Genomic DNA, 21,206 nt, shown 5'->3' with positions numbered 1-21,206 from the left:
CTCACGAGTGCCTCACCACCAGCGTCTCCATCGACCGGGACGCGAGCGCGTCCTTCCACACCGGCTCCTGCTCCAGCGAGAGGCCGGGGAGGCGCTCGACGATGCGGCCCACCGCGACGCGGGTCTCCATCCGGGCGAGCTGGGCGCCGATGCACGCGTGGATGCCCTTGCCGAACGCGATGTGCGGGTTGGGGCTGCGGGCGAGGTCGAGCACGTCGGGGTCGGCGAACTTCGCGGGGTCGCGGTTGGCCGAGGCCAGCACGAGGTGCACGCGCTGCCCGGCCCGGATCGTCCGGCCGCCCAGCACCGTGTCGGCCACGACCCAGCGGTTGAGCACCTTGATCGGTCCGTCGAAGCGCAGGAGCTCCTCGACGGCGGGGGCGAGCAGCTCCGGGTCGGCGCGCAGCCGGGCGAGCTGTTCGGGATGGCGCAGCAGCGCGAGGGTGGCGTTGGCGATGGAGTTCGTGGTGGTCTCGTGGCCCGCGAACAGCAGCAACGCGCACATGGCGACGAGCTCGTCGTCGGTCAGCCGGTCCTCGTCCTCGCGGGCCATGAGCGCCGAGAGCATGTCCTCCCCCGGCTCGGCCCGGCGCCGCGCGACGAGCTCGCGGAAGTAGGCGTCCATCTCCTGCAGCCCGCGCAGCGCCCGCTCGTGCCGCTCCGCCCGCGCCGCCCCGCCGGTGCCGAACGCCACCAGGGCGAGCTCGTCGGACCAGTCCCGGAACCGGTCGCGGTCACCCGCCGGCGCGCCCAGCATCGTGGCTATCACGGTGGCGGGCAACGGGTACGCGACCTCCGAGACGAGGTCCTGCGGCCCGGAGCCGGCCAGGAACGCGTCGAGGTGCTCGTCGACGATGGCGCTGATCTGCTCCCCCATCGCCGCGATCCGCTGGCCCTTGAACGCGCCGGCCGCGAGCTTGCGCAGCCGCGTGTGCACGGGCGGGTCGTTGACGACCATCCAGCCGCTCAGCAGCCCCAGGACCCGGTCGGCCGCGGTGGGCTCGCCGCTCGCCTGCCTGCGGGCCAGCACCGGGCGTACCCGGTCGTTGGAGAACGCCTTGTTCTGGAACGCCGCGGAGACGTCGTCGTAACGGGTGAGCAGCCAGGCCCGGTGGGCGTCGCTCCAGTGCACCGGGTCCTCGGCGCGCAGGGTGGCGAACAGCGCGTAGGGGTCGGCGCTCGCCGACGGGGTCAGCAGATCCGCGGTCATACCCTGCTCCCGGCCGAGACGGAGCGGGCGAGACCGAGCCGGTCCCGCACGACGTGTCCCCCGCTGACGCGCCCGTCGTCGACGGAGACGAGCCCGACGAGGTGCAGGGTGGCGGCCGCTCCCGTGAGCGCGGCGTCGTCGATGCCGGCGTCGGCGCCGAGGCCGCCCGCGTAGCGGCCGTGCCGCGTCAGCCGGAAGGCCACGTGCCGGCCCGCCGAGAACAGGGCGTCGACGTCGGACGTGGCGTCGTCGAGGAGCGGTGTGGCGTCGCCGTCGTCGCACGTCACGCCGGGGCCGGTGAGGCCCGCGTCGATCCACTGCCGCACGACGGACTCCGCGCCGGGGTCCGGTGGCTCGGCCCGGGTGTCCCACGGCGCCAGCGCGGGCGCGCCGACCGCGGCGGGCACGCCGGAGGCGAGCTGGCGGCGGCGGGCCAGGTAGTCCTGCTCCACGAAGTTCTCCACCAGCTTCCGCCCGTTCCAGCGGTAGAGCCCGAGCCCGCACCAGGCGGCGCCGCGCCCGTCGTGGCGCACCGAGCGGCCGTGCTCGGAGAAGCGCATCGCCAGCCGCTCGCCGTCGGTGACGATCTCGTGCACCGTCAGGCACAGGCCGGGGAACTGCTCGAACTGCTTGCGCGCGGCCGGGATGTAGACCTCGTCCCGGCCGTCGACGAGGTGCGGCCCCATGCGGAGCACGTAGCCGGGCTCCATGATCCCGGCGCACACGCTCGTGTCGTGGCGGTTGGTGTAGTCGTTGACGTAGCGGCGCATGAGGGCGACGAAGGGATCCGCCGAGCAGGGCTCCATCAGCGCCCCTCGAAGACCGGTGGCCGCTTCCCGACGAACGCCGCGATGCCCTCCGCGGCGTCGGCGGTGGCGTGCAGCGTGGTGAGCGCGGCCGTCGAGTGGTCGAACTCGCCCCGCTCGACCCGCGCGTTCACCAGGTTCTTCCCGGTGGCCACGGCCAGCGGCGCGGCGGCGGCGATCCGCTCGGCCAGCCCCCGGGCGGTGGCCATGAGGTCGGCGGCGGGCACCACCTTCTGCACCAGCCCGATCCGCAGGGCGGTGTCGGCGTCCACCCGCTCGCCGGTGAACATCATGAGCTTGGTCCAGTGCCGGCCGATCACCGACGGCGCGCGCAGCACCCCGAACCCCGGGACGAGGCCGACCGCCGTCTCGGGCATCCCGAACACGGCGGTGTCGGCGGCCACCACGATGTCGCAGGCCATCGTCAGCTCGCAGCCGCCGCCCATCGCGTAACCGTTGACGGCCGCGATCACCGGGAGCGGGCTCTCCTCGACCGCGGCGAACGTGCGCATGCAGTCCTGCTGGAACGCACGCTTGGACGTGACGTCGGTGAGCGCGGCGAAGCTCGCGATGTCGCCGCCCGCGGAGAACGCCTTCTCCCCGGCGCCGGTGATGATCACCGCGCGGGTGGTGCCGTCGGCCTCCAGCGTGGCCAGGGCCCCGCGCAGCTCGGGCCAGAACGTGGCGCCCATCGCGTTGAGGCGGGCCGGGTCGTCGATGGTGAGGACGGCGACGCCCTTCTCCTCCTCGATGCGCAGGTTCACTCCCGGCCTCCCAGCGCGATGTCGATGCTCGTCGCGATCACGTGCCGGGTGGCGGACGGCTCGATCACGTCGTCCAGGGACAGGTGCGCGGCGGCCTCCCACGGCTCGGCCTCGCTGATCCACTCGGCCGTGAGCTCCTCGACCAGCGCCGCGTGCACCGCGGGCCCCTCCTCGGCCAGCACCTTCTCCAGCCGCCGGCGGTGGATGGTGCGGATGCCCGTCTCGGGGGCCATGAAGCCCAGCTCCGCCGACGGCCAGGCGTAGAGGAAGTCCGGCCTGGTCGGGCGCCCGCCCATCGCGAAGTGCCCGCCGCCGTAGGCCTTGCGGAGCACCACGCCGACCTTCGGGACCCTCGCCTCGGCGATGCGGGAGACCAGCGCCTCGTAGCCCTGCAGGATGCCGCCCCGCTCGGCCTGGGTGCCGATCATCAGCCCGGGCACGTCGTGCAGGAACACCAGCGGCAGCCCGAAGGTGTCGCAGAGGTCGACGAACGACCGCTCCTTGGCCAGCGCGGCGGGGTCCAGCGCTCCGGCCCGGACGATCGGCTGGTTGCCGACCAGCCCGACGGGCCGGCCCTCGATGCGGACGAGCGCGCACAGCAGGCTCGCGCCCCACCCGTCGGCCCAGGGCAGGATGCTGGCCTCGTCGGCGAGGCAGGCGAACACGTCGCGCATGTCGTAGCCGGCGCGGGCGCCGAGCGGCACCACCGCGTCGAGCTCCGACGGGTCGCGCGCCGGCGGCAGCGGGGGCGCCATCGGCGCGGGCCGCGCCGAGTTCTGCGGCAGGTAGGACAGGAACGCCGCGATCGCGTCCATGGCGTCGGCCTCGGACTCGACCACGAGGTGCGCGTTGCCCGCCTCGGTGGCCGCGGCCGGCCCGCCGAGCTCGTCGTCGGTGACCTTCTCGCCGATCGCCGGCTCCACCACCGACGGCCCGGACAGCGCGATCGACGCGCTGCGCAGCATCACGACGTAGTGGGCGGTGGAGGCGTGCAGCGCGGAGTCGCCGTAGCTCGGGCCGAGCACGGCGGCCACCCGGGGCACGACCGGCGCGCCCGGCGGCGGCTTGAGGAACGTGGTGAAGTCCAGCGGCAGGCCCGAGAACCGCCAGCCCGAGACGTCGGGCATCCGGCCGCCGTCGGCGTCGCAGAGCAGGACGAGCGGGAAACCGTGGCGCTGGGCGTGCTCGATGAGCCGGCCCTGCTTGCGCATGCTGATCGGCGCGGTGGTGCCGGCCACGACGCTCGCGTCGATGCCGATGACGCCGACACGCCGCCCGTCGAGCAGGCCGAAACCGGTGACCACGGCGTCGCCGGGGATGGGCTTCTCCCGGCGCAGCTCGGGCAGCGCGAGCGCGCCGATCTCGAACCAGGATCCGGGGTCGAGCAGCAGGTCGATGCGCTCACGGACGGGCAGGCGGCCCGACTCGCGGTGGCGGCGAAGGCCCTCGGGCCCGCCGCTCGCGTGGGCGGCGGCCTGCTTCTCGCGCAACACGGCGAGCCGGTCGGTCATGCTGTCGGTTGCCGTCACGGGACCTCCTGGAAGTGCAGTGCCGGTGGGTCCGGGGTCTCGCCGACGGACGCTAGACTACCAGACGGTCGATTGGTAGACAGGACGCAGCAAGCCGGACAGGGGTGGTGGAGTGCGGACGGTACTGGTCGCGAACCGCGGTGAGATCGCCGTGCGGATCGTGCGCGCCTGCCGGGAGCTCGGCCTGCGCAGCGTCGCCGTGTACAGCGACGCCGACGCGGGAGCGCTGCACGTCCGCACGGCCGACGAGGCCCACCGGATCGGCCCCGCGCCCGCCCGCGAGTCCTACCTGGACATCGACGCCGTGCTGCGCGCGGCCAAGGCCTCGGGCGCCGACGCCGTGCACCCCGGGTACGGGCTGCTGAGCGAGGACGCACGCTTCGCCGAGGCCGTGCTCGGGGCGGGACTGGTGTTCGTCGGGCCGTCGCCGCAGGTCATCGCCACGATGGGCGACAAGGTGGCCGCGCGGGCGGTCGCGGTGGAGTGCGGGGTGCCGGTGCCCCCGGGCACGACCGACGTCGCGGCGGCCGCGGACATCGGGTACCCGCTGGTGGTCAAGGCGTCGTTCGGCGGCGGCGGTCGCGGCATGCGCGTCGTGACGTCGCCCGACGGGCTCGACGAGGCGCTGGCCGCGGCCGGGCGCGAGTCCCTGGCCGCGTTCGGGCGGGACGAGGTGCACCTCGAGCGCTACCTGGAGCGGCCCCGCCACGTCGAGGTGCAGGTCCTCGGCGACACGCACGGGTCGGTCGTCCACCTCGGCGACCGCGACTGCTCGGTGCAGCGCCGCCACCAGAAGCTCGTCGAGGAGGCACCCGCGGCCGGCCTCTCCCCCGCCCTGCGCCGGGCCCTGACCGACGCGGCCCTGACCGTCGCCCGGCGCGTCGGCTACGTCGGGGCGGGCACCGTCGAGTTCCTCGTCCTGCCGGCCACCGACGAGTTCTTCTTCCTGGAGATGAACACGCGCCTGCAGGTGGAGCACGGCGTCACGGAGCTGGTCACGGGCGTCGACGTCGTCGCCACGCAGCTGCGGGTGGCCGCCGGGGCGCCGCTGCCGTTCGGGCAGGACGACGTGCGGGTGGCCGGTCACGCGATCGAGGCCCGGATCGCCGCCGAGGACCCGTGGGAGGGCTTCCGGCCCGCGCCCGGGCGGATCACGGCGCTGACGCTGCCGCAGGGGCCGGGGATCCGCAACGACGTCGGCGTCGCGTCCGGGGACGCCGTCGCCGCCGAGTACGACTCGATGGTCGGCAAGGTCCTCGCGCTCGGCGGCGACCGCGAGACCGCCCGCCGCCGGCTCGTCGCGGCGCTCGGTGAGCTGCGGGTCGAGGGCGTGCCGACGACGGCGCCCTACCTGCGCACCGTGCTCGACGCGGACGCGTTCGTGGCCGGCACGCACGACACGGGATCGGTGGAGCGCGACTGGCGGCCCGACCCCGCCGCCCGGCCCGCGCCCGCCGCACCCCCCGTGGCCGGGCGAACCGGACGGCGCGTCGTGATCGCCACCGACCGGGGGCCGGTGGAGATCGCGATCCCCGGCCGCGCCGGTTCGCCGGCGACGACCGGGGACGGGGCCGCCGCGACCCGGCCGGCGAGGCCCGGCACCGGGCCGGTCCCCGGCCGCGTCGGCGACGGACCCCCGGTCGCCCCGATGGACGCCGCCGTCGTCGCGGTCCGGGTCGAGGTGGGCCAGGAGATCGCCGCCGGCGACGTCGTCGTGGTGCTGGAGGCGATGAAGATGGAGATGGAGATCCGCAGCGGGGTGGCCGGCACGGTCACCCGCGTGCTGGTCGCACCGGGCGCCTCCGTCACGGCGGGCGCACCGCTGGTGGCACTGGAACCGTGATCAGCGTCCGGCGCACGACGCCGCCCCGGCGAGGGCGGTGCGGTGCGGCGGACCGCGATCACCCGCCCCCGCAGCGCCCTTCCGGGGCCGGGGCGGCGCCGGCTCACGCCCCGCGCTGGGCGAGGCCCTCGGCCGTGGCGATGCCGCGGATCGACATCTCGGCGAGCTCCGAGCCGATCTGCTCCGGCGTGAACGCCCCACCCGGACGAAACCAGCGGTAGACCCAGTTCGTGGAGCCCAGCACCGACAGCGCGGCCAGCCGCGGCTCGAGGTCGGCGCGCACCAGCCCCTCGGCCTGGGCCTTCTCGATCAGGTCGCGGAACACGCCCTGGTAGGCGTGCTCGCTGCCCAGGATCTCGCGGCGGCGCTCCTCGGGCAGCGAGGAGAGCTCGTGCAGGAACACCGCGGTGGGCACGAGGTTGCGGCACGTGTGCTCGACGTGCCCGACGATCACGCTCTCCAGCCGCTCCAGAGGCCCGCCCGGCACCTCGGCCCGGGCCCGGACCACCGCCAGCCCCTCCTTGTGGACCGCGCTGATCACGTCGAAGAGCAGGTCCTCCTTGGACTGGATGTAGTAGTAGAGGCTGCCCTTGAGCATGCCGAGCCGGTCGGCGATGTCCTGCAGGGAGGCGCCGTCGTAGCCCTTCTCGTAGAACACCTGGGTGGCGACGTCGATGAGCTCCACCCAGCGTTCCTCACGGGGCTTGCGCTCCCCGCCGGTGCGCCGCGCGCTCCGTCCAGCCGGCTGTCTCATGATCCGAGTCTACCGTTTGGTAGAAACCGTCCTACTTCACGGCGGCCCCGGCGTCGACGGGTAGCGCGACGCCCGTGATGTAGCGCGCCTCGTCGCTGGCCAGGAACAGTACGGCGTTGCTGATGTCGACCGGCTCCACCCACGGCACCGGCATCGCGTTGAGTGAGGTGAACCCGGCCATCGCCTTCTCCTGGGTGGGCTCCGGGTCGCCCGGTGCGAACATCCCCCAGGTCCCCGGGTTCTGGATCATGTGGGTGTCGACGTTGGTGGGGTGCACCGTGTTGACCCGGATGTGCTGCGCGGCGAACTCGTTGGCCATCGTGCGCATCAGCCCCACGATGCCGTGCTTGGCCGCGACGTAGTGCGCCACCTGCTGGATGCCCTTGAGCCCGCCGATCGAGCTGGTGAACACCATCGACCCGCCGCCGCGGGAGATCAGGTGCGGCACGGCGGCCTTCGCCGTGTGCCACACGCCGGTGAGGTTGACGTCCAGCATCTGCTGCCACATCTCCTCCGTGAGCTCGGTGGACAGGCCGTAGGAGGCGATGCCCGCGTTGGCCACGACGATGTCGAGGCCGCCCAGCTCGGAGACCCCGGCGTCGAGTGCGGCCGCCAGGCCGGCGGCGTCGCGCACGTCGGCGACCGACGCGACGATCCGACGGTCGAGCTTCTCCACCTCCGCAACGGTCTCGTCGAGGTCGGCGCGGGTGGCCAGCGGGTACTTGTCGACGCTGGAGATCGGCGTGCAGGCGTCGACGGCGATGATGTCCGCGCCCTCCTGCGCCAGCCGCACCGCGTGGCTGCGGCCCTGCCCCCGGGCCGCTCCGGTGATGAACGCGACCTTGCCCTCGACCCGTCCCGCCATGTGCTGTCTCCCGTCCCGGTACCGCATGGTGTCGGCGAACGGCGCGAGCCGGCGGCCCCGCACCGCCTCCGCCGTGGTGCTGCCCGAGCGCGGCCTTGTCGATGCCGATGCCGCGCGAGCGCGTGGTGTCGCCGGTGAGCCACTCGACGACCTGCTGCGTCATGCGTCGAACCCGTCCATCTGCGATGTGGTCAGGGGGAGATCGCGCGGCGAGATCTTCCGGGTTCATCGCTGCTCCTCCGCTCACACGGACCGGTCGCGGTCCGCCCAGTACGGGGCGCGCAGATCGCGCTTGAGGATCTTTCCGGTGGGGGCCTTGGGCAGGGCGTCGACGAACTCCACCGACCGCGGCTTCTGGTACGAGGCCAGGTGCCCGCGGGCGGTGGCGATGATCTCCGCCTCGGTGGCCGTGGTCTCCGGCTTCAGCACGACGAACGCCTTGACGGCCTCGCCCCACTCGTCGTCGGGCACGCCGATCACCGCGCACTCCAGCACCGACGGGTGCTGGTTGACGGCCTCCTCGACCTGGATCGAGTAGATGTTCTCGCCGCCGGAGATGATCATGTCCTTGGAGCGGTCGACGATGAAGACGTAGGAGTCGGCGTCCCAGGTGGCGACGTCGCCGGTCCACATCCAGCCGTCGCGGATCGTGGCCTCGGTGAGGTCGGGCCGGCCCAGGTAGCCGAGCATGTTCGCCTCGGACGCCACGACGATCTGACCCGCGGTGCGGCCGTCCTTCGGCACGTCGACGCCGTCGGGATCGACCACGCGCACGCGCGTCACGAAGCCCTCGCGGCCGCACGACATGAGCCGTTCGGGATGGATGCCGCGCACGGCGTCGAGGTGGTCCTCCTGGGAGAGGAAGCACATCGTGGTGCCCTCGGTCTGCCCGTAGCCCTGGATGAGCGTGCACGGGAAGTTGTCGAGCGCCGCCTTCACCACGCTCGACGGCATCGGCCCGCCGCCGTACTGGATGTTGCGCAGCGAGGAGATGTCGAACGCGGAGAAGCCGGGCACGGCCATCATCCAGTTGAGCATCGTGGTGATGCCGAGGAAGGCCGAGACCTTCTCCTCCTGGATCAGCTCCAGCGCCGTGCGGGCCTCGAAGTTCATCAGCACCAGCGGGCAGCCGTGGCGCATGTAGTTCATCGAGAGCACCACCGGGATGTGGTACATCTGCCCGGTGAGCATGTAGACGTCGGTCGGCACGATGCGCTCGGCCACGGTCTGGTTGAGCATCCCGAACGACACGCTCCGGTGGCTGTGCAGCGCGCCCTTCGACTCCCCCGTGGTGCCGCCGGTGTAGAGGATGAAGAACGGGTCGTCGTCGCCGACGGTGCTCGACCAGATCGGCTCGTCGTCACTGCTGCGGGCCACGAGGTCCTCATAGGAGCCGTCGCCGCCCGCGCCGTACTCCAGCCAGTGGGGCACGTCGACGCGGCTCTGCAGCTCCTTCTCCGTCTCCAGCCACTCGTCGGACGTCAGGACGGCCTTCGGGGCCGCGTCGGCGACGATCCTCGCGAGCTCGGGCGCGCCGAGGCGCCAGTTCAGCGGCTGCGCGACGAGCCCGGCGCGGCCCGCGGCGTAGTACAGCTCCTGGTACTCGATCGAGTTCTTCGCCAGGATCGCCACGCGGTCGCCCCGCTCCAGGCCCAGGTGCGTGCGCAGGCCGTTGGCGACGCGGCGCACCCGCCCGTCGAGGCTCCGCCAGTCGATCCGGCGGCCGGACGGGGCGTCGACGATCGCGTCGCGGGTGGGGGTGAGCGCCGCCCACTTCGCCGGGATCTGGCCGATGTTGACCATTGTTGTTCCCGGACTCAGTACGGCAGGTCGAGGTAGATGTGGCGGCTCCGGATGAGCCAGTCCTCGCCCTGGCGGACCATCTCGTCGCGGTACCAGCCACTGGAGAGGACCTTCACGGCCCCGTTCTCGATCGACAGCAGCGTCAGGTTCGCGACCGTCGACGCGGAGCCGTCGGTCTCCTTGTCGATGATCAGGTTGCTGAAGTTGTGGCGCCGCTGGTCGGTCTGGGAGGCGAGCGAGTCGGCGTGCAGCTTCCGGATCGCCTCGCGCCCCTCGAAGGGGCCGATCAGGTCGCCGTCCCGGCCGATCTGCATGGTCATCGAGGCGTTCTCGGTGAACTGGGCGGCGATGAGCCCCACGTCGTTCTCGTCGTATCCCCACGCCGCGCGGTGCAGGGTGTTCTCGATCAGCGGTCGGATCGGTGTCATGATCAACTCCTGGTGGGGGTGAAGGTGAGCCGGAGCTCCGCGGGGGCCCGGGTGAACACGCCGTGCTCCGGCGGCGGGGTGCCGTCGGTGAAGCGGATGTCGTCCATGGCGTCGAGCAGCTGCCCGATGCCCGTCTCCAGCTCGGTGCGGGCGAGCATCGCCCCGACACAGAAGTGCCGGCCCAGCGCGAACGCGGTGTGGTTGGCGCCGGCGGTGTAGGCGCGGCCGAGGTCGAGGTCGGGCCGGTGGAGGTCGAACGCGTCGGGGTCGGCGTACTGCTGCGGATCGCGGTTGGCCGCGCCGATCAGGCAGGTGACCGTCTTCCCGGCCTCGACGACCCCGCCCGACAGCTCCACGTCCTCCGCCGGCTGTCGCATGATCATGTGCACCGGTGGGCTGTGACGCAGCGTCTCGGCGAAGGCCGCGGCGATGAGGCCGTGGTCCTCGCGCACCGCCTGGAGCTGGTCGGGGTGCTGCACGAGGTTGGTCATCACGCTGGCGATGGCCTTGTCGGTGGTCTCGCCACCGGCGGTGAGCAGCAGGCTGCAGAACGCCTTGATCTCCTCGTCGCTCATCCGGACGCCGTCGATCTCGGCCGAGCAGAGCGTGGAGAGCAGGTCGTCGCCCGGGTGCTCGCGGCGCTCCCGGATGACCGGGATCAGGTACTCCTCGAACTCACCCCTGGTGCGGATGCCGTCCGCGGTGACCTGCTCGTCACCGGCGAGGTTCGACAGGAACCCCATGATCGAGGTGTACCAGCGGTGGAAGTGCTCGTGGTCGGACTTCGGCAGCCCGAGCATGTCCACGATGACGTTGATCGGGAAGCGCGTGGCGTACTGCCCGACCAGGTCGACCTCACCGTCGCCGACGAACGCGTCGATCAGCTCGCGGGAGTTGTGCTCGATGACCGGTGCGAACTTCTCCGCCAGGTCCCGCCCGCGGAACGCCGGCGCCACCAGGTTGCGGTGTGTGGAGTGCTCGCGGCCGTCCATCTGCAGGATCGTGCGGCCGTGCACCGGTTCGAGCTGCCAGTCGTAGTTGCGGCTCGTGAACACCGGGTCCTTGAACGCCCGCACGACGTCGGCGTAGCGGCTGATCACGTAGCTCTGCGTGGGTTCGTGCCAGATCAGGGGGTGCTCGTCGCGCATCGTCCGGTACGCGCGGTAGGGATCGGCGGCGAACTCCGCGGACAGGATGTCGGGTGCCGGTGCAGCGGGCATCGCGGTACCTCCCGGGGCGTTGGTCATCGTTGTCTAACGGCCGTTTGGTAGCGATCAGGTTAGCGGCTCACTGCGCGTCCAGCAACAGCCGCAGCTCCTTCATCGCCTCGAAGGACCAGCGCGCCAGCGACGGGTCACCGAAGGCGGTGATGTTCCACATCACCAGGTGACGCAGGCCGTTCTCGCGGTACGGGGAGAGCTCCTCGGCCACCTGTTTCGGGGTTCCGCAGAACGCGTAGTGCCGCACGACCTCGGGCGGGATGGCGTCGATGATCCGCAGCGACTCGGCGCGTCCGATCGTGGTGGGAATGAAGTCGTGGAAGCCTGATCCCGCGTCGAGGGGCGGTTCGACCCCGAGATCGCGGAACACCTGGCTCGGCAGCAGTACGCACAGCGCGCGGACCAGCGGCGCCTCGGTGAGCCGGCGGACCGTCTCCTCGTCGGGGCCCATGAGGACGTAGCCGAGCATGCCCGGCGTGATCGCGTCCGGGTCGCGGCCGGCGTCCTGGGCGGACCGCGCGATCGTGGTCAGGGCGCTGCCGTAGTCGGGGGCGGTCATCTTGGTGGGCAGCCAGCCGTCGGCCTTCTCGCCGGTGAGGCGCAGCATCCGGGGGCCGTGCGCGGCCGTCCAGATCTCGGGCGGCGTCGCGCCGTACGGGGCGAGCCCGAGCACGGCGTGGTCGAGCCGGTGGAACGCGCCGTCGTAGGAGACGGGGCCGTCGGCCTCCCACAGCAGCCGCATCACGTCGATGCCCTCGGACAGCTTCGCCACCGGCTTGTCGAACGACATGCCGTACGGCGTGACGTTGAGCTTCTCGCCGCTGCCCAGGCCGATGATCGCGCGGCCCTTCGTGACGTGGTCGAGCGTGAGCGCCGACGCCGCGGCCATCGCCGGGTTGCGCCGGATGAGATCCGTGACGACGACGCCGACCTTGATCCGCTCGGTCTGCGCCCCGACCACACCCATCATGATCAGCGGGTCGAAGTAGGTGTGCGGGTTGGGCTGCACGGCCGCGAGCGGGGTGAGGTCGGGCGTCCACATCGTGTCGGCGTGCCAGCCCATGAGGTGGTCGGGCCACCACACGGCGTCGAACCCGTCGGCCTCGGCCCGCTGGGCGAAGCGCACGGCGCCCTCGGCCGGCGGCATGATCTGCCCCGGCACGCCCAGCTCCAGGCGCCTCATCAGTAGCGCCACCCGTCGCCGAACGTCGGGATGCGCGCACCCAGGTAGTCCTCCACGCACGTCAGCGCGGCACGGGCGGCGCGGTCGGTGCCGATGCCGCGGGAGCGGAAGGTCTCGCTGGCGAACCACAGCCCCTCGACGTTGGGCGCGCGCCAGTGCGGCCGGTAGCGGCCCACCAGGCCGGGCATCTGGATCACGCCGAAGCTCGGCTCGAACACGAGGTGGCGGCGCCGCCACACCGGCTTCGCGAAGCCCGGCCACATCACGGCGATGTCGCGCTCGAACGCCTCCATCGTCTGGCGGCACCACTCCCGGTCGCGCCCCTTCGACCCGGGGATGATCGCGCCCATCGTGTGCAGGTGGGTGCCCGGCGGGGAGCTGGAGGGGTCCATCGCCGACTGGTCGAACATGAAGCCCGAACAGTCGGTGGACGGCGTGGACGTCCACGTGCAGAGCTCGCGGGGGTCGAACTGCGTGACCGGCTCCTCGGTGGCCAGGTGCAGCCCGAGCCAGGCGATGCGGAACTTGTCCTGGGCCAGGAACTCGATCTGCGAGGCGTACCACTCGGGCAGCGCGCCGCGCGGCACGACGTTGAGCACCGTCCACACCGGCAGCGTGGAGATCACCGCCGGGGCCTCGAGGATCTCCTCCTCGAAGAACTCGTTGGGCAGGATCCTCGGCTCCCGGCCCACGGCGACGCCGAGCACCTCACCGTTCTCGATCACCACGCGCTCGACGTTCGTGCCCAACCGCAGCTCGCCACCGTTGCTGGTGATGGCGTCGGCGAGGTCGCGCCACATGCCGTCCCAGCCCTGCCCGGGCCAGCACGAGTACGCGGCGGTGCCCCGCTCCTCGAAGTGCATCTTGCGGACGTAGAGGTTGTCGCTGGCCGAGTGGTCGTACCAGTTGTCGGTCATGCACTCGAGCACCGAGATGAACTCGAAGAGATCCACGACGCCCTGGTCGTCGGTGTAGCGGTGGATCCACTCCCGCAGCGAGCGGTCGTCCCAGTCGTCGAGGTCCTCGTAGGGCGTCTCGACGAGAGCCTTGATCACCTTCTTGAGCTCGGTGCGGTCGGTGTAGCGGTCGCGGATCGAGCCCCAGCCCTTCCCGTTCTCCCAGATCGGCATGTCGTTGCTGACCTCGCCGTGGACCAGCTCCTTGCCGACGTGCTCGAAGACCTTCGTGATCCCGGATCCGGGGTCCTCGATGAGGTGACCGCCCAGGTTGACGGTGAAGCCCTCGTCCGGCACGGCCATCGCCCGTCCGCCCAGGTGCGGGCTGCGGTCGACCACCACCACCCGCTTGCCCTCCTTGGCCAGCAGGGCTCCGGCGGTCAGCCCGGCGGCCCCCGCCCCGATCACCACGACGTCGTAGCTCATGCGCGTCTCCCCGGTTGTGCGCTGGTGATGCCGCCGTCGACGACGAACACCTGGCCCGTCGTCCACGCCGACTCGTCGCCGGCGAGGTGCACGGCCATGGCCGCCACCTCCTCGACGGTGCCGACCCGGCGCATCGGGTACACGTCCCCGATCCGGGCCATGGCCTCGTCGATGTCGAGGCCGGCGCCCATCCCGCCACCGGCCTCGTAGGTCCTGCGCACCAGCGGGGTGGGCACGTTGCCCGGCGCGATCACGTTCACCCGGATCCCGTGCGGGCCGTAGTCGATCGCCGCCTGCCGCGCCATGCCGATGCACCCCGCCTTCGCCGCGGCGTACGGGAAGATCCCCGGCACGCCGCGCAGCCCGCCGATCGAGGCCTGCACGATCACCGAGCCGCTGCCCCGCTCCACCATGCCGGGCAGGGCGAACTTGAAGGAGAGCCACTTGCTCGTGAGGTTCACCGCGATCACGCGGTTCCACGTCTCCATGTCCGTGTCGGCCGCCGTGCCGGCCCCGGCGATCCCGGCGCAGGCGTAGACCACGTCGACGCGGCCGTAGCGGGCGAGCGCGGCCCGGGTGACGGCCTCCGCCGCCGACGGATCCGACAGGTCCCCGGTGACCGACGACCCGCCCGCCTCCTCCGCGGTGGCCGCGACCGCGGGGTCGATGTCGGTGCACAGCACCGTCGCCCCCTCCCGCGCGAACGCGAGCGCGCTGCCCCGCCCGATGCCCGAGGCCGCGCCGGTGACCACGGCGATCTTCCCGTGCAGCCGGCCGGTCATCGGCCCGCTCCGACGTGCGCGGCGTCGGCGAGCGCGGAGATGGTGGCCAGCGGCCCGTCGAGGTCACCCGGAACGGCTCCGGGGGTGAGTACCACGGCGAGCTCGACGCCCGCCTCGCCCAGCGCGCGGGCCCGGTCCGCGACCGCCGCGCCGTCCCCGACGACGCACAGCCGGGCCACCGCTTCGGGCGTGACGAGTGCGAGCGCCTGCCGCCGCTCACCGGCGCGCCACAGCTCGGTGGCCCGCTCCAGCTCGGGGAACGTCGCGGCGAACGAGGCCCGGTGGGTGGGCACCATCGCGTACTGCAGCACGACGCGGCGCAGCTTCTCGGCCGCCTCGTCCGCCCGGTCGCCCGCGTACCCCCAGAACGACGACATCGCCCACACCGTGCCGGGCGCCCGGCCCGCGGCCCGCTCCCCCTCGCGGACCAGCGCGAGCTTGGCGGCCACCTCGTCGGGCGTGCACCAGGTGATGAACACGCCGTCGGCGATGCGCCCGGCGAGCCGCAGCATCCCGGGGTTCATGGCACCGAGCACGATCGGCGGCACCACCGGCGGGAGCAGGCCCGAGCGGAACCCGTGAACCCGCGGGAACTCCACCTCCACGCGCTCCCCCGCCCACGCGGCGCGCAACGCCCCCACGTAGCCCTCGACGGTGGCCAGCGGCCGGGCGAAGTCACGGCCGTGCCAGTCCTGCACGATCATCGGGCTGCTCACCCCGAGCCCGGCCAGCACCCGGCCCGGCGCGGCGGAGGCCAGTGTCGCGAAGCCCATCGCCGTGAGCGCGGCCGACCGCGGGTGGATGCCCGCGATGCCGCTGCCCACCCGGATCCGCGACGTGGCGCCGGCCATCAGCCCGAGCATGGAGAACACCTCCGGCCCGGCCACCTCCCCGACCCACACGGAGTCGTAGCCGTGGTCCTCCGCGGCGCGCGCGAGCTGCAGGTACTGGGGCGCGGACAGGCCGTCCTCGACGGGCAGGGTCACGCCGAGCTTCACCATGCTCCCGAAACTATCAAACGGACGGTTGGTACGGCTACGATCCCCGGGTGTACTCCGCTGACACCTGCCTGGCCGACCTCGTCGACCACGCCGCGGATCCGGACGCCGAGGCCCTCGTGTTCCCCGACGAGCGGGTCACCTACGCGCGCCTCGCCGAGCTCAGCCGGGCGTTCGCCGACCGGCTGTGCGGACTCGGCGTCCGGCCCGGTGACCACGTGGGGCTGCTGCTCACCGGCGGTCTCGACGTCGTCGTCGCGCTGCTCGGAGCGGCCCGCCTCGGGGCCGTCACCGTGCCCGTCAACGCCCGGTACAAGGCGCACGAGCTCGCCTACCTGGTGGCGCACGCCGACCTGCGGGTCGTGGTCACCAGCGCCGCGGGCCGGCCGCACGTCGACCTGCCGGGCCTGCTGGAGGAGGCACTGCCCGGGTTGCGGATCGGCGACGAGGTGCGCCTCGACGCCGCCCCGTCGCTGCGCCGGGTGGTCCTGGCGGGCGACGCGGACGCCGGCACCCCGCACACTCCCGGCGCCCACGACGTCGCCCTGATCCTCTACACCTCGGGCACGACGTCACAGCCCAAGGGCTGCATGCTCACCCACGCCGGGCTGATGGCGCAGTCGCAGGCGCTCGGCGAACGGCTCGGGCTCACCCCGGCCGACCGGTACTGGACACCACTGCCGCTGTTCCACATCACGGCCATCTCCTGCCTCGTGGCCGCGCTGGGCGCCGGGGCGACGTTCGTGCACGCCGGGCCGTTCCGCCCGGACGCCGCGTTGCGGCAGCTCGCGGCGGAGCGGATCACCGTGGCCAACCCGGCGTTCGAGACGATCCTGCTCCCGGTGCTCGACGAGCCCGCCTTCGCCGACACCGACCTGGGCGCCCTGCGCACCGTGTTCTGCGTCGGCGTGCCCGCGCGGCTCGCCGCGATGCAGCGGCGCCTGCCGACCGCCGCGATGATCAGCGGATTCGGCTCCACGGAGGCGGGCGGCTCGCTGAGCATCGGCGTCACCTCCGATCCCGACGACGTCCGGCTGGGCACCGGCGGCCTGCCGCTGCCGGGCACGGAGGTGCGCGTCGTCGACCCGGAGACGGGCCGGGAGCAGCCGCCCGGGGTGCCGGGCGAGGCGTGGTACCGGGGGCCACAGCGGTTCACGGGTTACTACCGGGATCCCGCGTACACGGCGACCGTGATCGACGCCGACGACTGGTTCCACTCGGGCGACATCTGCGTCATGGACACCGGCGGCCGGCTCACGTTCGTGACCAGGCTCAAGGACATGCTCAAGGTCGGCGGGGAGAACGTGGCCCCCGCCGAGATCGAGGACTACCTGGCCGGGCACCCCGCCGTGCAGATCGTCGCGGTGGTCGGGGCCCCGGACGCCCGCTACGGGGAGGTGCCGGCGGCGTTCGTGCAGCTCGTCGCGGGAGCGAGCCCCGCGGAGCAGGACCTGATCGACTTCTGCCGTGGCCGCATCGCCACGTTCAAGGTGCCCCGCTACGTGCGGTTCGTGCGGGACTGGCCCATGTCGGGCACCAAGATCCGCAAGGTCGAGCTGCGGGAGCGGATCGCACGCGAGCTCGCGGCCGCCGGGATCACCGAGGCGCAGCGGATCACCTCACGCTGACCGCCGCCGGACTCCGACCACCGCCGTGCCCGACACCGCCCTCCCCCGACCCTCGACGTCGAGCCACACCTCGCACTCCACGCGGCCGTCGTCGTGCACCGCGGTGACCCGGCCCCCCGCGACGACCCGGTCGCCGGCCAGCACCGTGGCCCGGAACCGGAAGGCGGTGGCGAGCACGCGGTCCTCGCCACCCGCCCAGGCGGCCAGCATGGTGTGGACGTAACCGAGGTTGATCGGGCCCTGGTTGACCACGCGGTCGCCCAGCCCCAGCCGCGCCGTCTCCCCGGCGTCGAGGTGGATCATGTTCGGGTCGCGCAGCAGCGCGGCCATGATCTTCATCTTCTCCGCGTCCACCCGGAAGACCCTGTCCGGCAACGCCTCCCCGACGATCACGGCTGCGCCGACGTGTGGGGGAACACGTAGGTCGGCCGGACGGTGGCGTGCACCCGCCCGTCGGCGCCGGCCAGCTCGATCCGGACGGTGACGAGGTCGAGGACGCCGCTGCGCCCCGACGTCCGCCGCTGCGCCTCGACGACGCCGGTGACCGCGTACGCGGCGCCGACGCGCAGCGGCTCGGCGAACTCCGCCGCCCACTCCCCCAGCATCGGCCCGTCGTCCGCCGAGATCCCGAACAGCGCGAACAGCTCGCCGAGCTCGATGCCGAGACCGCCCTGGGCGGCGAGGAAGGCGACGGTGGGGTGCGCGATCCCGTCGCCCGACGGTGGCGGAGCCCCGACGACGTCCCGGACCAGCAGGTCCACGTACGGCTCCACCACGGCGCGGCCACCGGGGAACCGGTGACCCACGCGCGCCTCGGACACTTGTCCACCGTCGACCCGCCCGCTAGTTTTGTCAAACGATTGGTAGGTGCGATCGGAGGGCGACGATGCCGGGAACGACCGTGCCGGACCTGCTGGATCGACGGGCCCTCGATGCCCCCGACCAGGGCATCGTCTTCCCCGACGGGCGTGCCACCTGGCCCGAGGCCGCCCGCTCCTCACTCCGCCTCGCCCGGGCGCTGTGGGCCCACGGCATCCGGCCGGGCTCGTGCGTCGGGGTGCTCGTGCCCGGCGGACTGGACAGCGCACTGCTGTGGCTGGCGTGCAGCCGGATCGGGGCGATCACGGTGCCGCTCAACGTCCGGCTGCGGCCCCGCGAGCTGGCCTACGCCGTGGAGAACGCCGACCTCGCCGTGCTGTTCACCACGGGAGCGTTCGTCCCGGCGCTCACGCAGGCGCTGCCCGGGTTGCCCGGCGTCGCGTCCGCCCCCGTCCTGCACACGGTCGTGCTCCTCGACGACGCGCCCGCCCCACCCGGGTGGACCGGCCGGGCGGCGTTCGAGGCCGATCCCGCCGACGAGGCCGAGGTCCGGGCCGCGCAGGCCGCCCTGACCCCCGACGACCCGGTCGTCATGCTCTACACGTCCGGCACCACGTCACGGCCGCGCGGCTGCGTGCACAGCCACCGCTCGCTCGTCGAGGAGGGCGAGGCCGTCACCGAGCGGCTCGGCCTGACCCCCGACGACCGTTTCTGGACGCCGCTGCCGATGTTCCACTGCGGCGGCTACGACGTGGCCATGGCCGCGATGGCCGCCGGGTGCGGGATGGTGCACGTCGGCACGTTCGAGCCCGGCCTGGCGCTGCGCCAGCTCGCCGGGGAGCGCTGCACGGTCGGCTTCCCCGCGTTCGAGACGATCTGGCTCCCCGTGCTGGAGCACGCCGACTTCGCCGCCACCGACCTCTCGGCCCTGCGGCTGGTGCTCAACGTCGGCAGCGCGGAGCGGATGCGCTCGATGCAGGCCCGGCTGCCGCACGTCACGCAGCTGTCGTGCATGGGGATGACGGAGTCGTTCGGCTTCTGCTGCATGGGTTCCCCCGACGATCCCGCCGAGGTCCGCGCCACCACGAGCGGGGTGCCGCTGAGGCACATGGAGGCGCGCGTGGTGGACCCGGAGACCGGGCTCGACGTGCCGCCGGGCACGCCTGGTGAGTTCCGGTTCCGCGGCGGGTCCCGGATGTCGTACTACCACCGCGACCCCGAGCTCACCGGGCTGCGGACCGACGCCGACGGCTGGTTCGCCTCGGGCGACCAGGTCGTCGCCGACGACGCCGGTCGGCTGCGCTTCCTCACCCGCCTCGGTGACATCCTCAAGGTCGGCGGCGAGAACGTGGCCGCCGCCGAGATCGAGGGCTTCCTGTCCGAGCACCCGGCGGCGGGCATCGTGCAGGTCGTCGGCGCCCCGGACGCCCGCTACGGCGAGGTGCCGGCGGCGTTCGTGCAGCTGCGGCCCGGAGCGGGCGCCACCGAGGAGGAGCTGATCGCGTTCTGCCTCGGCGCCGTCGCGACGTTCAAGGTGCCGCGCTACGTCCGCATCGTGACCGAGTGGCCGATGTCGGGCACCAAGGTGCAGAAGTTCCGGCTGCGCGCCATGATCACCGAGGAGCTGGCCGCCCGCGGCATCACCGAGGCCCCGCGGCTCGTGGCTTCGGCGCCCGGGTGATCCCCGCCTGCCTCAGCTCGTCGGCGATCCGCTCCCGCAGCACGAACTTCTTGATCTTCGTGCCGGACATGGGCCACTCGTCGACGAAGCGGACGTAGCGCGGGACCCGGTAGGTGGCGATCCGGCCCAGGCAGTGCTCGATCAGCTCCTGCTCGGTGACCGTGGCCCCCTCCCGGACCTGGACGAACGCCGCCGGCACCTCCACGTAGTAGGCGTCGGGCGCCGCCACGACGGCCACGATCTCGACCGCCGGGTGCCCCAGCAGGTGGCCCTCCACCTCGGCGGCGGCCACGTTCTCACCACCCACCTTGAGCATGTCCTTGAGGCGCGAGAGGAACGTCAGCCGGCCGTCGGAGTCGGCCACGACGACGTCACCGCTGTGGAACCAGCCCTCGTCGTCGAAGACCGCAGCCGTCTGCTCCGGGTCGCGGAAGTAGCCGTCGAACGCGTTGGGCCCGCGGAAGACCAGCTCGCCGGGCGTCCCGGCCGGCTGGTCGAGGCCCGTCTCCGGGTCGATCACGCGGCACCGCATGCCCGGCATCGGGTGCCCGCCGGTGGTCGCCCGCTTCTCGGCCGGGTCGTCGAGCCGGTTGAGCGTGAGGAACGCCGACGACTCCGTCATCGCGACGCACGACACGTGCACGGCGCCGGGCAGCCGCGAGGCCATGTCGCGCAGGCGTTCCGGCACCCCGACGGCCATCACGACGCGGATGCACGAGAGGTCGAACGCGCCGAAGTCCGGCCGGTTGAGCACCGGCATCCAGATCGTCTCGAACGCGGCCAGCGCGACCGTCACGCGCTCGTCGCGCAGGTACTCGAGCGTGGTGGACGGGTCGAACTGGCCCGGGTGCACGAACGGCACTCCCGCGGTGATGCAGCTCAGCGCGAACGTGATGCCGCCGCCGTGGAAGAGCGGGATGGCCGTCCAGACGCGGTCGGCGTCGGTGAGCTCCAGCCGGTCGCCGATGCCGGCGGCGAGCCGCGTCAGTGCCTCGTGGCTGAGCATCGCGCCCTTGGGGGCGGCGGTGGTGCCGGAGGTGTAGACGATGACGGCGGTGTCGCGCACGCGGACGGTTTCCTGGTCGACGTGCTGTCCGGGCTCCCCCGCCGCCGCGACGGCGGCGACGTCCGTGTGCAGCTCCCCCACCAGATCGGCCGACGCCGGATCGCCGACGAGCAGCCGCATCCCGGAGTGCGTGACGATGTGGCCGAGCTCCACGCTCTTGAACCTGGCGTTGACCGGCACCGCGACGGCCCCGGTCTTCGCCACCGCGAACAGCACCGCGAGCAGGTCCACCGAGGCGGGCAGCAGGATGCCGACGCGGTCGCCCGGCGCCACCCCGAGCCCGAGCAGGCCGCGCGCGAGCAGCGTGGAGCGGGCGGAGAGCTCGCCGTAGGTCGCCCGCTCGGTGGGGAACACCACCGCGTCGGCGTCCGGGCGCTCGGCCGCCAGCCGGTCGATCAGGTCGCCGAGCGTGGTGGGGGCGATCCAGCGGCGGGTCTCGGTCATG

19 protein-coding genes are annotated in these 21,206 nt (G+C 73.0%); 3 read left to right on the top strand and 16 right to left on the bottom strand.

Going from position 1 to position 21,206, the window contains the following annotated elements; translation table 11 throughout:
• Position 1: 1 nt before the first annotated feature.
• Genes BGP03_RS20760 through BGP03_RS20745 form a run of 4 tightly spaced genes read right to left on the bottom strand, consistent with a single transcriptional unit; the run spans position 2 to position 4,309 of the window.
• Entirely contained in the window at positions 2-1,210 is a 1,209-nt protein-coding gene (locus BGP03_RS20760) for a cytochrome P450 (RefSeq protein WP_298799187.1), read from the bottom strand.
• Positions 1,207-2,016 carry an ester cyclase gene (locus BGP03_RS20755; protein WP_296371905.1) on the bottom strand — a complete coding sequence of 270 codons (810 nt, stop codon included), beginning with the start codon at positions 2,014-2,016 and terminating at the stop codon, positions 1,207-1,209. The genes BGP03_RS20760 and BGP03_RS20755 overlap by 4 nt, the downstream gene beginning before the upstream one ends.
• Positions 2,016-2,780 carry an enoyl-CoA hydratase/isomerase family protein gene (locus BGP03_RS20750; protein ID WP_298799186.1) on the bottom strand — a complete coding sequence of 255 codons (765 nt, stop codon included), beginning with the start codon at positions 2,778-2,780 and terminating at the stop codon, positions 2,016-2,018. The genes BGP03_RS20755 and BGP03_RS20750 overlap by 1 nt, the downstream gene beginning before the upstream one ends.
• Positions 2,777-4,309: a carboxyl transferase domain-containing protein gene (locus BGP03_RS20745; protein WP_298799185.1), complete on the bottom strand. Its 1,533-nt coding sequence runs from the start codon at positions 4,307-4,309 to the stop codon at positions 2,777-2,779. Before BGP03_RS20745 ends, BGP03_RS20750 begins: the two co-directional genes overlap by 4 nt.
• Positions 4,310-4,421: 112 nt before the next feature.
• Here BGP03_RS20745 and BGP03_RS20740 point away from each other — a divergent pair, with 112 nt between their 5' ends.
• A complete protein-coding gene (locus tag BGP03_RS20740; protein WP_298799184.1) occupies positions 4,422-6,152 on the top strand; it encodes a biotin carboxylase N-terminal domain-containing protein in 1,731 nt (576 codons plus the stop codon).
• 103 nt (positions 6,153-6,255) lie between these two features.
• Here the strand turns inward: BGP03_RS20740 and BGP03_RS20735 are convergent, their stop codons facing one another.
• The 9 genes from BGP03_RS20735 to BGP03_RS20695 all read right to left on the bottom strand — a co-directional run bounded on the left by BGP03_RS20735 (position 6,256) and on the right by BGP03_RS20695 (position 15,570).
• Positions 6,256-6,906 carry a TetR/AcrR family transcriptional regulator gene (locus tag BGP03_RS20735; protein ID WP_296371911.1) on the bottom strand — a complete coding sequence of 217 codons (651 nt, stop codon included), beginning with the start codon at positions 6,904-6,906 and terminating at the stop codon, positions 6,256-6,258.
• A gap of 31 nt (positions 6,907-6,937) precedes the next feature.
• Positions 6,938-7,771, bottom strand: a complete 834-nt coding sequence (locus BGP03_RS20730) for a mycofactocin-coupled SDR family oxidoreductase (RefSeq protein WP_296371913.1) — start codon at positions 7,769-7,771, stop codon at positions 6,938-6,940.
• A gap of 243 nt (positions 7,772-8,014) precedes the next feature.
• Entirely contained in the window at positions 8,015-9,574 is a 1,560-nt protein-coding gene (locus BGP03_RS20725) for an AMP-binding protein (RefSeq protein ID WP_296371915.1), read from the bottom strand.
• A gap of 14 nt (positions 9,575-9,588) precedes the next feature.
• Positions 9,589-10,002, bottom strand: coding sequence for a nuclear transport factor 2 family protein (locus BGP03_RS20720; protein ID WP_296371917.1), 414 nt, complete (start codon positions 10,000-10,002; stop codon positions 9,589-9,591).
• A gap of 2 nt (positions 10,003-10,004) precedes the next feature.
• Complete coding sequence (locus tag BGP03_RS20715; RefSeq protein ID WP_298799183.1) at positions 10,005-11,222, bottom strand: cytochrome P450; 1,218 nt, start codon at positions 11,220-11,222, stop codon at positions 10,005-10,007.
• A gap of 67 nt (positions 11,223-11,289) precedes the next feature.
• A complete protein-coding gene (locus BGP03_RS20710; RefSeq protein ID WP_298799182.1) occupies positions 11,290-12,405 on the bottom strand; it encodes an LLM class flavin-dependent oxidoreductase in 1,116 nt (371 codons plus the stop codon).
• Complete coding sequence (locus BGP03_RS20705; RefSeq protein WP_296371925.1) at positions 12,405-13,787, bottom strand: FAD-dependent oxidoreductase; 1,383 nt, start codon at positions 13,785-13,787, stop codon at positions 12,405-12,407. The genes BGP03_RS20710 and BGP03_RS20705 overlap by 1 nt, the downstream gene beginning before the upstream one ends.
• Positions 13,784-14,569: an SDR family oxidoreductase gene (locus BGP03_RS20700; RefSeq protein WP_298799181.1), complete on the bottom strand. Its 786-nt coding sequence runs from the start codon at positions 14,567-14,569 to the stop codon at positions 13,784-13,786. The genes BGP03_RS20705 and BGP03_RS20700 overlap by 4 nt, the downstream gene beginning before the upstream one ends.
• A complete protein-coding gene (locus BGP03_RS20695; protein WP_296371928.1) occupies positions 14,566-15,570 on the bottom strand; it encodes an LLM class flavin-dependent oxidoreductase in 1,005 nt (334 codons plus the stop codon). The genes BGP03_RS20700 and BGP03_RS20695 overlap by 4 nt, the downstream gene beginning before the upstream one ends.
• Before the next feature lie 47 nt (positions 15,571-15,617).
• Between BGP03_RS20695 and BGP03_RS20690 the strand changes: the two genes are divergently transcribed.
• Positions 15,618-17,195 (top strand): class I adenylate-forming enzyme family protein, encoded by a 1,578-nt coding sequence (locus BGP03_RS20690; RefSeq protein ID WP_298799180.1) that lies wholly within the window; start codon positions 15,618-15,620, stop codon positions 17,193-17,195.
• On the opposite strand, the gene BGP03_RS20685 is transcribed toward BGP03_RS20690, so the two are convergent.
• Together BGP03_RS20685 and BGP03_RS20680 are read right to left on the bottom strand one after the other, a co-directional pair.
• Positions 17,187-17,549, bottom strand: coding sequence for a MaoC/PaaZ C-terminal domain-containing protein (locus tag BGP03_RS20685; RefSeq protein WP_296371932.1), 363 nt, complete (start codon positions 17,547-17,549; stop codon positions 17,187-17,189). The genes BGP03_RS20690 and BGP03_RS20685 overlap by 9 nt on opposite strands.
• Before the next feature lie 35 nt (positions 17,550-17,584).
• A complete protein-coding gene (locus BGP03_RS20680; protein WP_296371934.1) occupies positions 17,585-18,016 on the bottom strand; it encodes a hypothetical protein in 432 nt (143 codons plus the stop codon).
• A gap of 65 nt (positions 18,017-18,081) precedes the next feature.
• On the opposite strand from BGP03_RS20680, the gene BGP03_RS20675 reads away from it, so the two are divergent.
• Positions 18,082-19,695 carry an AMP-binding protein gene (locus BGP03_RS20675; protein ID WP_296371936.1) on the top strand — a complete coding sequence of 538 codons (1,614 nt, stop codon included), beginning with the start codon at positions 18,082-18,084 and terminating at the stop codon, positions 19,693-19,695.
• On the opposite strand, the gene BGP03_RS20670 is transcribed toward BGP03_RS20675, so the two are convergent.
• On the bottom strand, positions 19,655-21,205 hold the full coding sequence (locus BGP03_RS20670) for a class I adenylate-forming enzyme family protein (RefSeq protein ID WP_298799179.1): 1,551 nt from the start codon (positions 21,203-21,205) through the stop codon (positions 19,655-19,657). The genes BGP03_RS20675 and BGP03_RS20670 overlap by 41 nt on opposite strands.
• Position 21,206 lies beyond the last annotated feature (1 nt).

Origin of the sequence: Pseudonocardia sp. 73-21 (assembly GCF_001899645.1) — a bacterium.
Classification (GTDB): domain Bacteria; phylum Actinomycetota; class Actinomycetes; order Mycobacteriales; family Pseudonocardiaceae; genus Pseudonocardia.
This window is presented reverse-complemented; position numbering and strand designations above follow the sequence as displayed.

What these genes read in the sequence shown, in the direction of transcription:
- BGP03_RS20760 (WP_298799187.1), bottom strand. Translation starts at nt 1,210, where the DNA reads ATGACCGCGGATCTGCTGACCCCGTCGGCGAGCGCCGACCCCTACGCG.
- BGP03_RS20755 (WP_296371905.1), bottom strand. Translation starts at nt 2,016, where the DNA reads ATGGAGCCCTGCTCGGCGGATCCCTTCGTCGCCCTCATGCGCCGCTAC.
- BGP03_RS20735 (WP_296371911.1), bottom strand. Translation starts at nt 6,906, where the DNA reads ATGAGACAGCCGGCTGGACGGAGCGCGCGGCGCACCGGCGGGGAGCGC.
- BGP03_RS20730 (WP_296371913.1), bottom strand. Translation starts at nt 7,771, where the DNA reads ATGGCGGGACGGGTCGAGGGCAAGGTCGCGTTCATCACCGGAGCGGCC.
- BGP03_RS20725 (WP_296371915.1), bottom strand. Translation starts at nt 9,574, where the DNA reads ATGGTCAACATCGGCCAGATCCCGGCGAAGTGGGCGGCGCTCACCCCC.
- BGP03_RS20720 (WP_296371917.1), bottom strand. Translation starts at nt 10,002, where the DNA reads ATGACACCGATCCGACCGCTGATCGAGAACACCCTGCACCGCGCGGCG.
- BGP03_RS20715 (WP_298799183.1), bottom strand. Translation starts at nt 11,222, where the DNA reads ATGCCCGCTGCACCGGCACCCGACATCCTGTCCGCGGAGTTCGCCGCC.
- BGP03_RS20710 (WP_298799182.1), bottom strand. Translation starts at nt 12,405, where the DNA reads ATGAGGCGCCTGGAGCTGGGCGTGCCGGGGCAGATCATGCCGCCGGCC.
- BGP03_RS20705 (WP_296371925.1), bottom strand. Translation starts at nt 13,787, where the DNA reads ATGAGCTACGACGTCGTGGTGATCGGGGCGGGGGCCGCCGGGCTGACC.
- BGP03_RS20700 (WP_298799181.1), bottom strand. Translation starts at nt 14,569, where the DNA reads ATGACCGGCCGGCTGCACGGGAAGATCGCCGTGGTCACCGGCGCGGCC.
- BGP03_RS20695 (WP_296371928.1), bottom strand. Translation starts at nt 15,570, where the DNA reads ATGGTGAAGCTCGGCGTGACCCTGCCCGTCGAGGACGGCCTGTCCGCG.
- BGP03_RS20675 (WP_296371936.1), top strand. Translation starts at nt 18,082, where the DNA reads ATGCCGGGAACGACCGTGCCGGACCTGCTGGATCGACGGGCCCTCGAT.
- BGP03_RS20670 (WP_298799179.1), bottom strand. Translation starts at nt 21,205, where the DNA reads ATGACCGAGACCCGCCGCTGGATCGCCCCCACCACGCTCGGCGACCTG.